The organism is Starkeya nomas, assembly GCF_902703545.1.
In the GTDB taxonomy this organism is placed as follows: domain Bacteria; phylum Pseudomonadota; class Alphaproteobacteria; order Rhizobiales; family Xanthobacteraceae; genus Ancylobacter; species Ancylobacter moscoviensis.
Genome location: NZ_CACSAS010000001.1, coordinates 1 through 13,511, shown reverse-complemented (window position 1 = coordinate 13,511; position 13,511 = coordinate 1). Strand labels below are relative to the sequence as shown.

General features: G+C 68.5%; 15 protein-coding genes. 6 read left to right on the top strand and 9 right to left on the bottom strand.

Annotation, left to right across the window (positions count from 1 at the left end):
• Nucleotides 1-20: 20 nt before the first annotated feature.
• The 3 genes from fabI to STARVERO_RS00065 form a co-directional block, all read right to left on the bottom strand.
• Complete coding sequence (fabI, locus tag STARVERO_RS00075) at nt 21-836, bottom strand: enoyl-ACP reductase FabI (RefSeq protein WP_186291997.1); 816 nt, start codon at nt 834-836, stop codon at nt 21-23.
• Nucleotides 837-947: 111 nt separating this feature from the next.
• A complete protein-coding gene (locus tag STARVERO_RS00070; RefSeq protein WP_159597471.1) occupies nt 948-1,910 on the bottom strand; it encodes a DnaJ C-terminal domain-containing protein in 963 nt (320 codons plus the stop codon).
• A 168-nt stretch (nt 1,911-2,078) separates the two neighbouring features.
• Nucleotides 2,079-2,576, bottom strand: coding sequence for an RT0821/Lpp0805 family surface protein (locus tag STARVERO_RS00065; RefSeq protein WP_244616446.1), 498 nt, complete (start codon nt 2,574-2,576; stop codon nt 2,079-2,081).
• Nucleotides 2,577-2,639: 63 nt separating this feature from the next.
• Here STARVERO_RS00065 and pdxH point away from each other — a divergent pair, with 63 nt between their 5' ends.
• Both pdxH and STARVERO_RS00055 read left to right on the top strand, forming a co-directional pair.
• Entirely contained in the window at nt 2,640-3,266 is a 627-nt protein-coding gene (pdxH, locus tag STARVERO_RS00060; RefSeq protein ID WP_159597470.1) for a pyridoxamine 5'-phosphate oxidase, read from the top strand.
• Between the two features lie 67 nt (nt 3,267-3,333).
• A complete protein-coding gene (locus tag STARVERO_RS00055) occupies nt 3,334-4,074 on the top strand; it encodes an SDR family NAD(P)-dependent oxidoreductase (protein WP_159597469.1) in 741 nt (246 codons plus the stop codon).
• A gap of 137 nt (nt 4,075-4,211) precedes the next feature.
• Here STARVERO_RS00055 and STARVERO_RS00050 read toward each other — a convergent pair whose 3' ends face one another.
• Complete coding sequence (locus tag STARVERO_RS00050) at nt 4,212-5,189, bottom strand: magnesium transporter CorA family protein (protein ID WP_144343802.1); 978 nt, start codon at nt 5,187-5,189, stop codon at nt 4,212-4,214.
• Nucleotides 5,190-5,421: 232 nt separating this feature from the next.
• Complete coding sequence (locus STARVERO_RS00045) at nt 5,422-5,655, bottom strand: hypothetical protein (RefSeq protein WP_144343803.1); 234 nt, start codon at nt 5,653-5,655, stop codon at nt 5,422-5,424.
• A gap of 291 nt (nt 5,656-5,946) precedes the next feature.
• Here STARVERO_RS00045 and STARVERO_RS00040 point away from each other — a divergent pair, with 291 nt between their 5' ends.
• Nucleotides 5,947-6,549, top strand: coding sequence for a L,D-transpeptidase (locus STARVERO_RS00040; RefSeq protein WP_186291983.1), 603 nt, complete (start codon nt 5,947-5,949; stop codon nt 6,547-6,549).
• Nucleotides 6,550-6,750: 201 nt separating this feature from the next.
• Here STARVERO_RS00040 and STARVERO_RS00035 read toward each other — a convergent pair whose 3' ends face one another.
• Together STARVERO_RS00035 and STARVERO_RS00030 are read right to left on the bottom strand one after the other, a co-directional pair.
• Nucleotides 6,751-8,133 (bottom strand): aminotransferase, encoded by a 1,383-nt coding sequence (locus tag STARVERO_RS00035; RefSeq protein WP_159597468.1) that lies wholly within the window; start codon nt 8,131-8,133, stop codon nt 6,751-6,753.
• 91 nt (nt 8,134-8,224) lie between these two features.
• Nucleotides 8,225-9,517, bottom strand: a complete 1,293-nt coding sequence (locus tag STARVERO_RS00030; protein ID WP_244616445.1) for an extensin family protein — start codon at nt 9,515-9,517, stop codon at nt 8,225-8,227.
• 109 nt (nt 9,518-9,626) lie between these two features.
• On the opposite strand from STARVERO_RS00030, the gene STARVERO_RS00025 reads away from it, so the two are divergent.
• Together STARVERO_RS00025 and STARVERO_RS00020 are read left to right on the top strand one after the other, a co-directional pair.
• Nucleotides 9,627-10,358 carry an HAD family hydrolase gene (locus tag STARVERO_RS00025; RefSeq protein WP_159597466.1) on the top strand — a complete coding sequence of 244 codons (732 nt, stop codon included), beginning with the start codon at nt 9,627-9,629 and terminating at the stop codon, nt 10,356-10,358.
• Nucleotides 10,359-10,383: 25 nt separating this feature from the next.
• Nucleotides 10,384-11,169 carry a DUF1499 domain-containing protein gene (locus tag STARVERO_RS00020; protein WP_159597465.1) on the top strand — a complete coding sequence of 262 codons (786 nt, stop codon included), beginning with the start codon at nt 10,384-10,386 and terminating at the stop codon, nt 11,167-11,169.
• Between the two features lie 3 nt (nt 11,170-11,172).
• Here the strand turns inward: STARVERO_RS00020 and STARVERO_RS00015 are convergent, their stop codons facing one another.
• A complete protein-coding gene (locus STARVERO_RS00015; protein WP_159597464.1) occupies nt 11,173-12,084 on the bottom strand; it encodes an MBL fold metallo-hydrolase in 912 nt (303 codons plus the stop codon).
• Nucleotides 12,085-12,259: 175 nt separating this feature from the next.
• Between STARVERO_RS00015 and STARVERO_RS00010 the strand changes: the two genes are divergently transcribed.
• Nucleotides 12,260-12,874 (top strand): carbonic anhydrase, encoded by a 615-nt coding sequence (locus STARVERO_RS00010; protein ID WP_159597463.1) that lies wholly within the window; start codon nt 12,260-12,262, stop codon nt 12,872-12,874.
• Between the two features lie 48 nt (nt 12,875-12,922).
• Here STARVERO_RS00010 and STARVERO_RS00005 read toward each other — a convergent pair whose 3' ends face one another.
• Entirely contained in the window at nt 12,923-13,456 is a 534-nt protein-coding gene (locus STARVERO_RS00005; RefSeq protein WP_159597462.1) for a sulfotransferase family 2 domain-containing protein, read from the bottom strand.
• Nucleotides 13,457-13,511 lie beyond the last annotated feature (55 nt).

The following is a 13,511-nucleotide window of genomic DNA, read 5'->3' as shown; positions in this document are numbered from 1 at the left end:
TGCTCCTGCTCCGCGTGTCGTCAGTCGCGCTCGAGGGTGAGGTCGGGCGCTTCGGGATTCTTCATGCCAACAATATGATAGCCGGCGTCGACGTGGTGGATCTCACCGGTGACGGCACGCCCGAGATCGGACAGCAGGTACATGCCGGTGTCGCCCACTTCCTCCACCGTGACGGTGCGGCGGAGCGGGGCGTTCAGCTCGTTCCACTTCAGGATGTAGCGGAAATCGCCGATGCCGGAGGCCGCCAGCGTCTTGATCGGGCCGGCGGAGATGGCGTTGACGCGGATGTTCTTCGGGCCGAGGTCGGCGGCGAGGTAGCGCACGCTCGCCTCCAGCGCGGCCTTGGCGACGCCCATGACATTGTAGTGCGGCATCCACTTTTCGGCGCCGTAATAGGTCAGGGTCAGCATGGAGCCGCCCTCCGTCATCAGCTTCTCCGCGCGCTGGGCGATGGCGGTGAAGCTGTAGCAGGAGATCAGCATGGTCTTGCTGAAATTCTCCGCCGTCGTGTCGACGTAGCGGCCGTCCAACTCGTTCTTGTCGGAGAAGGCGATGGCGTGGACGAGGAAGTCCAGCCCGCCGAACTGGCGCTCGGTCTCGGCGAACACGGCGTCGATGGTAGCGGGATCGGTGACGTCGCAATGGCCGACCAGGGTGGCGTCGAGTTCCGCCGCGAGCGGCTCGACGCGCTTCTTCAGCGGTTCGCCCTGATAGGTGAAGGCGAGCTTCGCGCCCTGCGCGTGGGCGGCCTTGGCGATGCCCCAGGCGATGGAGCGGTTGTTCGCCACTCCCATCACCAGGCCGCGCTTGCCGCTCATCAATCCGCCCGATGCCATGCTGGTCACGCCCTGCTCCGTACCTCGACCACCCTCACGGTGGCGTGCGTTCCTATCGCACAGCAGCAAGACCCGCTCAAGCGAGCGGTCGCAACGGTGCGATGGCGCGGTTCAGGCGGTGTCCTCGCGCCGGCGGCGCAGCAGCGCCTCCAGCTCCTCGTCGGAGGTATCGGGCAGCATGATTCGCATCGTCGCGAGCAGGTCGCCGGAGGAGCCGTCGGCCTTCGGCAGCCCCTTGCCGCGCAGGCGGAAGGTGCGGCCGGAATTGGTGTGCGCCGGAACCGACAGTTCGACGTCGCCGCCGAGCGTCGGCACGCGCACCTTCCCGCCCAGCACGGCATCGGCCAGCGACAGGGGGACGTCGGTGCGCAGGTCCGTGCCCTCGACGCGGAAATGCCGGTGCGGGGCATAGGCGACGACGACATAGGCGTCGCCCGGCGCGCCGCCGAAGGGGCTCGGCTCGCCCTGGCCCTTCATCCGCATGCGGTGGCCTTCGGCAACCTTGGCCGGGATCTTCACCTCGACGGTGCGCCCGTTCGGCAGGTGGACCTTGACCGGGCCACCCTCGATCACGCGCTCCAGCGGCACCGGCACGCTGATCTCGATGTCTCCGCCGCGCGGCATCTCGCCGCCGCCCGCGCCGGCACGGGCCCGCCCGCGCCCGCCGAGACCGCCGAGGATATCGGCGATCACGTCGTCGAAGCCGCCGGCCTCGTGCGGTCCGTGGCCGGAGCGGCGCATGCCCTCCGGGCCGAAGGAGAAGCTCTCGAAGATGGTCTCGCCCTGCGGGCCGCGATGGGCGCCGCGATTGAATCCGCCACCTCCGCCGGGGAAGCCTTCGAAGCCGCGCGGCTTGCCCTCGGCGTCGATCTCGCCGCGGTCGTACTGGCCGCGCTTTTCGGGGTCGGAGAGGATTTCGTGCGCGCTGTTCAGTTCGGCGAACTTGTCCTGCGCCTTCGGATCGTCCTTGTTGGCGTCCGGATGCAGCTTCTTCGCCAGGCGCCGGAAGGCGCGCTTTATCTCGTTCTGGTCGGCGTTGCGGGCGACGCCGAGGATTTCATAGGGATCGCGCATGAATGATGATCTCGTCCGGCGGTTCCGGCTCCCACGCATGTAGGCATGGTGTTGCCAGCGTGCAACGGTAGCGGAAGCGTGAACCGCGCGGAAGCGCGTCCGGCGGGGCGGTGCGTGAGCCCGGCCGACCGGACCGGTGGGAAGCCGGAAGTCGGGGAGGACGGGAGGTCAGCCGCGCTGCAGCAGCCGCGCCTGATCGACCTTCCACCAGCCGCGCTCGGTGCGGCAGGCTTCGCCCTGCAGCCATTCCTCGTTGGCGTCGCGCACGAAGCTCATCAGGAACTCGCGGCACCGCGCCTTGTTGTTGGCGGCCACCGTCGGGTCGAGCGGGGTCACGGTGCCGCGCGTGGCGCTGGCGCTGTTCTCCCACGGCACGCTCGGTGCCCAGCTGTCCTCGCGCAGCGCCTCGGCGAGCGCGGTGCGGGCGGCCAGCCAGTCGTCCGGCGCGACGCCTTCCGGCACCGGTTCGCTGGCATAGGCGGCGGCGCGGCGGGGCGAGATCGAGCCGGTGGTCGTCGTGTCGATTGCCGGCGCGCCGGCGCAGCCGGCGAGGGCGAGACCCGCGAAGAGGGTCGTCCAGCACGCCGCCGTGCGGAAAGATACTGTGTGGAAAGGCGCGGTGCGCCTATATGAAGAGCGATGCCGCGCCGCACCCTGCGTCGCCATCGTCCGCCACCTGTGGAACACATCCATGGGTCTTGTTGCCCAACCCGCCCGAAGAATGACGTTATGGAAGCGCCTGAAGAGTTAATATCCGGTGATTTTACCTCCGCTACCGAACCGTTCCGTCTCTTCGAGGAGTGGTTCGCCGAGGCGGCCGGGAAAGAGCCCAACGATCCCAATGCCATGGCGCTCGCCACGGTCGACGCCGACGGGCTGCCGGACGTGCGGATGGTGCTGCTGAACCAGCGCGACGAGCGCGGCTTCGTGTTCTTCACCAACACCGGCAGCGCCAAGGGGCGCGAGCTCGCCGCCGTGCCGAAGGCCGCCGCCGTCTTTCACTGGAAGTCGCTGCGCCGGCAGATCCGGGTGCGCGGTCCGGTCGAGACGGTGAGCGACGAGGAGGCGGACGCCTATTTCAACACCCGCCCGCGCCTGTCGCAGATCGGCTCCTGGGCGAGCCAGCAGTCCTGCCCGCTGGAAGGGCGCTTCGCGCTGGAGACGGCGGTCGCCAAGGTCACGGCGCAATATGCGCTGGGCACCGTGCCGCGCCCGCCGCACTGGACCGGCTTCCGCATCCGTCCGGTCCAGATCGAGTTCTGGCACGACCGGCCGTTCCGCCTGCACGACCGCATCGTCTTCCGCCGCGACGCGCCCGATGCCGCCGGCTGGAGCAAGACGCGCCTTTATCCGTGAGCCTTTCCGCGCCGCCTGTCCGGGCGGCTTTGTCCCTGACACGGCCTGACGCTGAGCTAAGACAATCATGACCAACCAGCCCCGCCGCACCCTCCTGCTCACCGGCGCCTCGCGCGGGATCGGGCATGCCACCGTCAAGCGCTTCTCCGCCGCCGGATGGCGGGTGATCACCTGCTCGCGCCATCCCTTCCCGGAGAACTGCCCGTGGGAGATGGGGCCGGAAGACCACATCCAGGTCGATCTCTCCGACCCCGCCGACACGCTGCGGGCGGTGGACGAGATCAAGAGCCGCCTGCCGGATGGCGAGCTGCACGCGCTGGTGAACAATGCCGGCATCTCGCCCAAGGGGGCGGGCGGCGTGCGTCTCGGCACGCTCAACACGCCGGAAGAGGACTGGCGCCGGGTGTTCCAGGTGAATTTCTTCGCCCCCATCCTGCTGGCGCGGGGCCTCTTAGAGGAGCTGAAGCGCACCCATGGCGCGGTGGTGAACGTCACCTCCATCGCCGGCTCGCGGGTGCATCCCTTCGCCGGGGCGGCCTACGCGACCTCCAAGGCGGCGCTGGCCGGGCTGACGCGTGAGATGGCGGCCGATTTCGGCCCGCTCGGCGTGCGGGTGAACGCCATCGCGCCCGGCGAGATCGACACCTCGATCCTGTCGCCCGGCACGGAAAAGCTCGTCGAGCAGATCCCGATGCAGCGCCTCGGTACGCCCGACGAGGTGGCGAAGATCATTTATGTGCTGTGCACCGACACCTCGTCCTATCTGAACGGGGCGGAGATCCACATTAATGGCGGTCAGCACGTCTGAGGCAGATGAACGTCATGGCCGGGCTTGGCCCGGCCATCCAGGCCCTCATCAGCCAGGTCGTGAATGCCCGGCCCAAGGCCGGGCACGGCGTCGCGTGAGTTGCGTCCGCCGGGGATGACGAGGCCGGCGCCAGAGCGTTACAGCCACCGCTTCCATTTGAAGAACCAGTAGGGCACCACCGCCGCCGCCAGCATGGCGGCGAGGGCGATGGGGTAGCCCCAGTGCTCGTTCAGCTCCGGCATGTACTGGAAGTTCATGCCGTAGACCGAGGCGATCAGCGTCGGCGGCATCAGCACCACCGACAGAACCGCGAAGATCTTGATGATGTTGTTCTGCTCGATGCCGACCATGCCGAGCGTGGCGTCGAGCAGGAAGGTGATCTTGTTGCCGATGTAGCTGACATGGTCGTTCAGCGAGCCGACGTCGCGCTGCATGCTCTTCAACAGGGCCTTCTGCTCCTTGTCGAAGCGCTGGGCCTCTCCCTCGGTGGCGAGGAAGGTGACGAGCCGGCCGATGGAGACGAGGCTCTCGCGGACCTTGGAGGCGAGGTCGCCCCGCCGGCCGAGCTGGCGCAGGATGACGCGGAAGCGCTGGCTGTCGCCGGTGCGTGTCGGCTCGCGCTCGAAGACCTGGCGGGAGACGGCGTCGATGTCGGCCGACAGTCGCTCGATGATGTCGGCGGCGCGGTCGATGATGGTGTCGAGCAGGGCGAACAGCAGCCGGTCGCCCTTCATCCCGCCGGGGCAGGCCCGGTCGAGCGTGGCGGCCAGCAGCCGGAACGGCGTCGGCTCGTCATAACGCACGGTGGCGAGCTTGCCGTCCGTGAGGATGAACGAGACCTCCGCCAGCGACGGGCGCTCGCCCTCGCTGTTGCAGACGATGGAGCCCGTCATATAGCGGGCGCCGTTCTCGACCCTCAGCCGGCTCGACGGCTCGATCTCGACCATTTCCTCGCGGGTCGGCACGGAGATCCCCAGCGCCGCCTCGATGATGCGGTCCTCGCCCTCGCTCGGCCGCAGCAGGTCGATCCACACCGTATCGGGCGGGAGGGCCTGCCCGGGGCCGATGTGAACCGAGGTGAGCGTGCCGCCGCGCACGCAATAGGCAGTGATCATGGCCTCTCCGACGCTTCATTCACGCGGCCGAGCATGCGCCGGAACACAGCCGACTTCCAGCCGGCCCTGCGCCATGGGCGAAGGTCCGGCCGTTGTGCGGTGCCCGGGTCGATCAGCCGGCGAAACCCGTCCCGTGCGCGGCGCAGCAGGCATCGCGCTGGTGGGAGCGTTGCGTCTTCCATCGGCTCTGGGAGATGAGGCGGTGATCGCGGCGGCCTTCCGGCCGGCGGCGTCAGGCCGCGAAATATTCTACGTCGCGAAGCGTGACGATTTTTGCTTCCGCATCTTCGGTCCGCGCCGCGCCCGAAACGGGGGCATCGGATACCGTCTTCTTGTCGCTGTGGTAGCGCGCCGCGGCGGCAACCGCGGAAATGCCGATCTCGCGCCAGTGCGCGGTTTGCTGGGAACGCTCCCAGCGTTCGCTCGGTCGGCCCTCAGGAGCCGGGCTCTCTTCTTCGGTAGACATGTCTTCCTCCAGTACACGCCGCCTTACACCGGCGGATTGCCGATGAAATGAGCGCCGACTGCGTCAAAAATATGCAGAGTCGCGGTCGGAGATAAGGTCTCTTGCGGGCCGGAAAGCCGTCGCCGGGCTTTTTCGACCTCTTCCAAGGGAACTGAGGTTTTTGCGCAACATTTTGCCCCGACAAACACGTGGCACTCATGTGGCCTCTTCAAGGCGGCCCGGACTTCGGTTAATCGACTTGCGAGCTAAGAACACGCGTTTGGCGTGCAGGGCGATTCGGAGCATTGGAAAATGGTTTTGCGCGGGGCGGGCATTGTCCTCTTGGCGGTTCTTTTGGGTGCATGCAGCCAGGTGCAGCGCCAGGCGGCGCCGGAGGCGTCCCTGACGCCGCGGGACAAGAAGCTGCTGGCCAACACTCCCTATAAAAAGGTGCTGCCGCCGGACATGTATCAGCGGTCCATCGTCGAGTATGCCGGCAAGGAGAAGCCGGGCACCATCGTCGTCGATACCGACAAGAAGTACCTCTACCTCGTCGAGAAGGACGGCAAGGCGATCCGTTACGGCGTGACCGTCGGTGAGGAAGGTCTGGCGTTCAAGGGCGAGGCCAAGGTCGGCCGCAAGGCCGAGTGGCCGCAGTGGGTCCCCACCCCCGAGATCAAGCAGCGCATCGCCGGCGTGCCGGACTTCGTCGGTCCCGGCCCGCACAACCCGATGGGTGCCCGCGCGCTCTACCTCTACCAGGGCAACAAGGACACTCTGTTCCGCATCCACGGCACCAACCAGCCCGAATATATCGGTCAGGCCATCTCCTCCGGCTGCATCCGCATGCTGAACGAGGACGTGATCGACCTTTACACCCGCGTGCCGCAGGGCACGGAAGTCGTCGTGCTCTGACGCACGCCGCACCGGAAACCGAAAAGGGCGCTGCCGTCGGCAGCGCCCTTTTTGTTTGCTTCGACAATATCTCGAATCTCGGCCGGTTGCCCGGGCAAGCTTCCCCCGGATAGCGCGCGTTTCGCGGCGGGGGCGGGCTGAAACGAAAATCCCCGGGGCGAACCCCGGGGATGATGTCGTCTTCCCCGTGTTGGGGGGCGTTCAGGCCGCCAGCAGCTTCTCGCGCACCGCCCAGTCCAGCGTCTTGTCGAGGGCGCGGGTGAGACGGTCGAACAATTCGTCGATCTCCGCCGGCGAGATGACCAGCGGCGGGCAGATGGTGATGGCGTCGCCGAAGACGTTGCGCAGGATCAGCCCTTCCTCCTGGCAGAAGGCGACGCACTTGGCGGCGAGGCCCAGCTTGGGGTCGAACTGCTGCTTGGTCTTCTTGTCGGCCACCAGCTCGACGGCGCCGACGAGGCCCGCCCCGCGCGCCTCGCCGACCAGCGGATGGTCCTCCAGCGCGGCGCGGCGGGCGTCGAACTGGGGGATTTTCGCCCGCACCCGCTCGAAGATGCTCTCGCGCTCGTAGATCTCCAGCGTCTTCACCGCCACGGCGGCCGCCACCGGATGGCCGGAATAGGTGTAGCCATGGCCGAAGCTGCCGAGCTTGCTGCTCTCCTGCAGCATGGCCTGGTACATGTCCTCCGGGATCATCACGCCGCCGATCGGCTGATAGGCGGAGGACAGCGCCTTGGCGATGGAGATGGAGTTCGGCTTCATCTCCAGCGCCTCGCAGCCGAAGGCGGTGCCGAGACGACCGAAGCCGGTGATCACCTCGTCGCCGATGAAGAAGACGTCGTACTTCTTCAGCACCGCCTCGATCTTCGGATAGTAGCTCTTCGGCGGCACGATGACGCCGCCCGCGCCGAGCACCGGCTCGGCGATGAAGGCGGCCACCGTCTCCGGCCCCTCGGCGATGATGAGGGCTTCGAGGTCGGCGGCGAGGCGGGTGGCGAAATCCTCCTCGGTCTCGCCGGCCTCCGCGAGGCGGTAATAGTGCGGGCAGGTGGTGTGCCGCACGCCCGCGATCGGCAGGTCGAAGTCATTGTGGTTGCCGGCGAGGCCCGTGAGCGAGGCCGAGGCGATGGTCACGCCGTGATAGGCGCGCATGCGGGAGATGATCTTTTTCTTCTTCGGCCGCCCCAGCGCATTGTTCATGTACCAGACGAGCTTCATCTGGGTGTCGTTGGCTTCCGAGCCGGACGAGGTGAAGAACACCTTGGAGATCGGCACCGGCGCCATCTCCTTCAGCTTCTCGGCGAGCTCGATCGCGGGATCGTGGCTCTTGCCGCCGAAGATGTGGGTGAAGGGGAGCTTGCGCATCTGCGCCGCCGCCGCCTCGACCAGTTCCTCGTTGCCATAGCCCAGCGCCGTGCACCACAGGCCGGCCATGCCTTCCAGATAGGGCTTGCCGTCGACATCGTGCACCCACACGCCCTTGCCGCGCTCGAGGATGAGCGGTCCCGTCTCGCGCACCGCGACGAGATTGGTGTAGGGGTGGACCAGGGTCTCGACATCGCGAGCCTGAAGATTGGTGAGCATGGCAGAACTCCGCCGGCCGATGGTGGAACCGGCGCTCACCCTAGATCGGCGCGCGGCGCGCCGGAAGCGCGCCCTTGGTCTGAGCGGTGCGCTATTGACTTGTTTCTTCGTCGTCCGGCGCGTCTTCCGCCGGCTGCGCGGCGGGCTTCGCATCCGGTTTGGATGACGGCTTTGGTGCCGGTTTCGCTGCTGCGCCGCCCGCCCGGATCTCGGCGGTGGCCCAGCGGCAGAGCACGAGGTTGTTTCGGCGCTCGGCCCGGTCCACGTGCAGGTGAAGCTCGTGATAGCCGTCCGAGCCGGGGCCGAGGATGGTGGTGAAGTCGGCGCAGGCGCTCGCCTTCAGCCGTTCCTGGAAGGCGAGCGGCATCGCCCGCTCCGCGCTGCCCTTGGCGGGCGTGCCGATGACGAAGCGGCGCCCGTCGGCCAGCACATAGCCGCGCGTGTCGATGGCGTTGCCCCGTCCGTGCTCGCTGATCTTGGCGCCGGGGACGCGGTTGCGCGGCCGGCATTGCTGGGAGGCGGCGACCAGCACGGTGCCGAGCGGCGCGCCGAGCGTGGCGATCGCCGGGTCGACGCCCTCGCGCAGCCAGCGGGCGACGGCAGCGGCCATCGCGCAGCGCAGCACCGCCGGCGGCTCCAGCGTCACCATGCGCCCGTCCTTCATCCGCACGGCGGAGAGGCTCACCCCGCGGTCGACCGTGCAGGCGGCGTTGTTCGCGGCGACCGACACCGGCGTGAACACACCGAGATTCTCGTTGGAAAGCTCCGGGCAGATAGTCGGCGCCGGCTGGGCGCCTTGGGAACCGTCATCGTCCGCCGGGGGCTCCGGCGCGGCGCCGGTGGTGACGGCCGGTTCCGGCGGCGGCAGCGCCGCCAACTGGCGGTTCGGCCCCGGCGGGGGCAGTGGCACGGGAGCCGTCGCCCGCCCCTTTGCGGGAGCTTCCGCCGGTTCTTCCGTCGTTCCCGTCGGCGCGACCTCGGGAGCCGGCTTGGCCGCCCTGCCGGCTGGCGGCGGGGAGGGCGGGGGAGCGGGAGCCGCCTCCGGCATCTCCGGCGCGGCGTCGTTCCCGGCCGGCGTCTCGTCCGGTTCGAGGGCGGCCTGTTGGTCGGCCTCGAACGGGCGCCGGGGCGGCAGGGGAGCGGAGGCCGGCATGGAGGCGGGCGCGGCGCGGGCGGTCTTCGGCTTGGTCCGGGGCGCGGAAGGGCGGGCCGGGCGTTCCGGCGGCGGCTCCTGCGCCACGCCGATCCATTCGCCGAGCTGGCGGTTGATGGCGTTGCCCGCCTGGTCGATGCTCTGCTTCAGCTCTCGCGTCGACTGTGCCGCGAGCGGGCCACCGGTGAGGAGCAGCGCGAGGATGGCGACCGGCAGCGGGCCTCCTTTCACGGCCAATCCGTTCCGGCGACGGTGCCGGGATGTGCGCCACGATGGGAGGCGACGGAATTCCATGCTATCAGGCCCCCTCGTGCCCCTATCAACCGTTTCGCGACCGACAGTGAACGCACCCCACGCCATTCTCTTCGACAAGGACGGAACCCTGGTCGACTTCGACCGTACCTGGGGACCGGCCGCTGGCGCCGTCATGCGCCACTTCGCGGGCGACGACGACGCGGTGCTGGAGCGTCTCCACCTCGTTAGTCACTATTTGCCCGATCAAGGCCGTTTTCTCCAGACCTCGCCGCTGATCGCCGGTTCCTCGCGCCAGTACGGGCCGCTCTGGGCCGAGGTTCTCGCCCGTCCGGCCGACGCCGCCTTCTTCGAGGAGATGGACGAACTCTTCCGCGAGGAAGGCACGCGCTGCCTCACGCCCATCGGCCGTCCCGCCGAGACGCTGGGGCGGCTGCATGCCCAGGGCCTGCTGCTCGGCATCGCCACCAACGACGCCGAACCCAGCGCCCGGCTGCAGGCGGCCCGGCTCGGCCTCGATCCCTATCTCAGCGCCATTTACGGCCATGATTCGGGCTATGGCTCGAAGCCGGCGCCCGGCATGATCCAGGCGTTCAGCCTGCTGACGGGCCTGCCGACGCAGGCCATCGCGCTGGTCGGCGACACCCGCCACGACCTCGACACCGCCCGCGCCGCCGGCGCGATGGCGATCCTCGTCCGCTGCGGGCCGACGCCGGTCGACCCCTTCGCGCACGAGGCCGATCTCGTGGTCAATTCGGTGGAAGATCTCGCTGATCTCTTCGCCGGCACCCGCGCGCCGGTCGCCGGAGAGCTGGCGTGACGGGCGGGGGCGGGAGGACGCGGCAATGATCCGCCGTCGGCTCTATGTCGAGGAGCGCATGTCGCGGCTCGCGGTCTGGAGCCTGCGCGCCGCCATCTTCGCCTTCCCCGTCACCTTCATCGGCGTGATGTTCTACGCCACCGAGACGCTCGATTTCCGCAGCGCGCTCTACACCGTGCTGGCGGGTGTCGGGGTGGCGGTGCTCGCCCTGCTGCTCGCCCTCGCGGGCTTCGTCGTCATCTGGAACGAGGGGCTGAAGGGTCTCGGGCGCGTCATCGGCGCCGCGGCGCTGGCACTCATGCTGATCACGCCTACCGCGACCATCGCGGCACTCAGCGTCGGCCTGCCCAGCCTTGCCGACGTGACCACCGACCCGGACGATCCGCCCGAATTCGTCACGCTCGGCACGGTGCGTTCGCGTGCCGCCAACAGCCTCGTCTATCCCGGCGAGAAGCTGGCCGAGCGGCAGCTCGACCTCTACCCCGGCATCAAGCCGATCTCCTTCGACACCCCGCCGGAGGAAATCTACCGGGTGGTGCTGTCGCTGGTGACGCGGCAGAAATGGCTCGTCGTCGACGCGGTGGCCCCGCGCGGGAACCGCGACGGGCGGATCGAGGCGGTGGTGCGCAGCCTGCCCTTCGGCCTGCGCGACGATGTGGTGATCCGCGTGCGCCGCACGCCCGACGGCTCGCGGGTGGACATGCGCTCGGTGGCCCGCAGCGGCGACCGCGACTTTGGCTCGAACGCCCGGCGCATCGATCAACTCTTCACCGATCTCGCCGACCAGCAGGGCCGCCCCCGCCGCCAGTGAGGGTCACGGCAGGCGGTAGATGCCGGCAAGCAGGGCGGGGCCTTCGGTGAGCACGTCGCCGCGTTCGACCAGATCCTCCATATGCGCCAGCGTCGAGAGGCCGGCGGCGCCATAAAGGCGCGGGTCGATGCCGATATAGATCGCCCGCACGATCTCCGGGATCGCCATCGGCCCGCGCTCCAGCGCCCGCAGGATCGCCGTCTCGCGCGCGTGGCGGTGGCGCAGATAGCGCTCGACGAAGGCGGGTCCCTGCCGCACCGGCCCGCCATGGCCGGGCAGATAGAGCGTCTCCGGCCGCTCGCCGAGCCGGCGCAGCGATTCCATGTAGGCGTTCATCGAGCCGTCCGGCGGCGCGACGATGGAGGTCGACCAGCCCATCACATGATCGCCGACGAAGATCAGCCCTTCCTTTTCGAGCACGAAGGCCATGTGGTTGGCGGTATGACCGGGCGTCGCCAACGCGGTCAACTCCCAGCCGGCGCCCGCCACCCGTGCCCCGTCGGCGAGCGCCACGTCCGGCAGGAAGGAGCGGTCGCCGGCCGCGTCGAGCGTGTTGGTCTCCTCCGCGTGCAGCGCCCGCGCGGCGCGATGCGGACCTTCGGCATAGGCCGGCGCGCCCGTCGCCTCCTTCAGCGCCGCCAGCGCGCCGCTGTGGTCGCGATGGGTGTGGGTGAGGAAGATGTGCGTCACCCGCTCGCCCTGCACCGCCTCGAGCAGCGCGGCGAGATGGGAGGGATCGTCGGGACCCGGATCGATGATCGCCACCTCGCCTTCGCCGACGATATAGCTGCAGGTGCCGGTGAAGGTGAACGGGCCGGAATTGGGCGCCAGCACGCGCCGCACGCCGGGCGCGACCTCGTCGGCGACGCCCGGCACGGCGTCGAAGCGCCGTTCGAAGGGAATGTCCTCTGCCATGCGCGTCTCCTTCCGGCTTCCGAATACCGTACGGCAATCTATGCCATGCGGCCGGCGTATGCCTCGCCGCGACAGTATGCCTCCCGTGCGCCCGGATCGGGCACGACCCGTTTGCGCGCCGGGCGCAGCATCGTTATTCAGCTGTGGCGCGGCCTGCCTATCGCAAGGGTGACGGATGGACAAACTGCTCGACGGCTATCGCCGCTTTCGCGCTACCTCATGGCCGGAGCGCAAGGCGCTCTTCGAACGCCTCGCTGCGCGCGGGCAGCGCCCGCAGACACTGATCATCGCCTGCTCCGACAGCCGCGTCGACCCCTCCATGATCTTCGATGCCGGCCCGGGCGAGCTCTTCGTCGTGCGCAACGTCGCCAATCTCGTGCCGCCCTACACGGCACCGGACCACGCCCATCACGGCACCAGCGCCGCCATCGAGTTCGCCGTTCGGGTGCTGGAGGTGAGCGAGATCGTGGTGCTTGGCCACGCGCTGTGCGGGGGCGCGGGGGCGCTCATCGACGGCGCGCCCCCGCAGGCGCAGGACTTCCTGCCGGACTGGATCAAGATCGCCGGCCCGGCGCGCGACATCGCGCTCAATCTCAGCTCGGACCCGGCCGAGCGGCGCACCATTCTCGAGCATCAGTGCGTGAAGCTCTCGCTGCGCAATCTCGAGACCTTTCCGTGGGTCCGCGAGCGGCTGGACGAGGGGCGTCTCGTGCTCCACGGCGCCTATTTCGCCGTGGCCACCGGCGTGCTGGAGCACCTCGGCCCCGACGGCACCTTCGCGCCGGCGTGAGCGGGGCGTTCTTCCGCTGCCATTTCTTGGAAAGGACGTTCCGAGCGGTCAAGCCGCTCCGGAATGGAAGCGCGCGACCGCGTAATTGTAGATCAGGTAGTCCTGTGCGTGGAATTCCTCCACGGCCCGGCGAAGCCCTGGATCGATCGTCCGCTCGTCCTTGCCGGCCTTCCGGTTGTCGTGACGGGTTTGCATGGCCGACCGAAGGCCGATGACGTCGAAGCAGTTCCTGATCGATTCATCTATATTTTCGGATATGCCGATATAAGCAAATCGGCCTATCGAGATCTGCGAGAAGTGCTGGGAGTAGAAATTCTGCATTTCAGGGCTGAGCGCGAACTGCTCGAGGCTCCAGTCCTGTTCGTGCATTTTCCGCCAGAGATAATGGCCGGTGTCCTGGATCTGGGTTTTCCAGAAGTCGTAATGCGAAACCAGGCGGCTGAAGGGATCCCGTAAGATGGTGACCAGCGCCGGCTGGCCGGCCGCCGGTGCGGTGCCGTCTCCGAGATATGACCTGAGACCCTGAACTTCCTCCAGATTTGGGTAGAGTCCGTCGATTACGGAGACGGACGATGCGACCATCGCGGTTCACGGAAGAGCAGATTATCGGACTACTGAAGGAGCAGGAGACCGGTGC

Excerpts from the sequence above, each read along its gene's own strand:
- STARVERO_RS00005 (WP_159597462.1), bottom strand. The coding sequence starts at position 13,456 with ATGGTCGCATCGTCCGTCTCCGTAATCGACGGACTCTACCCAAATCTG.
- STARVERO_RS00040 (WP_186291983.1), top strand. The coding sequence starts at position 5,947 with ATGGTTTTGCGCGGGGCGGGCATTGTCCTCTTGGCGGTTCTTTTGGGT.
- STARVERO_RS00065 (WP_244616446.1), bottom strand. The coding sequence starts at position 2,576 with ATGGCGACGCAGGGTGCGGCGCGGCATCGCTCTTCATATAGGCGCACC.
- STARVERO_RS00035 (WP_159597468.1), bottom strand. The coding sequence starts at position 8,133 with ATGCTCACCAATCTTCAGGCTCGCGATGTCGAGACCCTGGTCCACCCC.
- STARVERO_RS00010 (WP_159597463.1), top strand. The coding sequence starts at position 12,260 with ATGGACAAACTGCTCGACGGCTATCGCCGCTTTCGCGCTACCTCATGG.
- STARVERO_RS00055 (WP_159597469.1), top strand. The coding sequence starts at position 3,334 with ATGACCAACCAGCCCCGCCGCACCCTCCTGCTCACCGGCGCCTCGCGC.
- STARVERO_RS00020 (WP_159597465.1), top strand. The coding sequence starts at position 10,384 with ATGATCCGCCGTCGGCTCTATGTCGAGGAGCGCATGTCGCGGCTCGCG.
- STARVERO_RS00045 (WP_144343803.1), bottom strand. The coding sequence starts at position 5,655 with ATGTCTACCGAAGAAGAGAGCCCGGCTCCTGAGGGCCGACCGAGCGAA.
- STARVERO_RS00050 (WP_144343802.1), bottom strand. The coding sequence starts at position 5,189 with ATGATCACTGCCTATTGCGTGCGCGGCGGCACGCTCACCTCGGTTCAC.
- STARVERO_RS00015 (WP_159597464.1), bottom strand. The coding sequence starts at position 12,084 with ATGGCAGAGGACATTCCCTTCGAACGGCGCTTCGACGCCGTGCCGGGC.
- STARVERO_RS00070 (WP_159597471.1), bottom strand. The coding sequence starts at position 1,910 with ATGCGCGATCCCTATGAAATCCTCGGCGTCGCCCGCAACGCCGACCAG.
- pdxH (WP_159597470.1), top strand. The coding sequence starts at position 2,640 with ATGGAAGCGCCTGAAGAGTTAATATCCGGTGATTTTACCTCCGCTACC.
- fabI (WP_186291997.1), bottom strand. The coding sequence starts at position 836 with ATGGCATCGGGCGGATTGATGAGCGGCAAGCGCGGCCTGGTGATGGGA.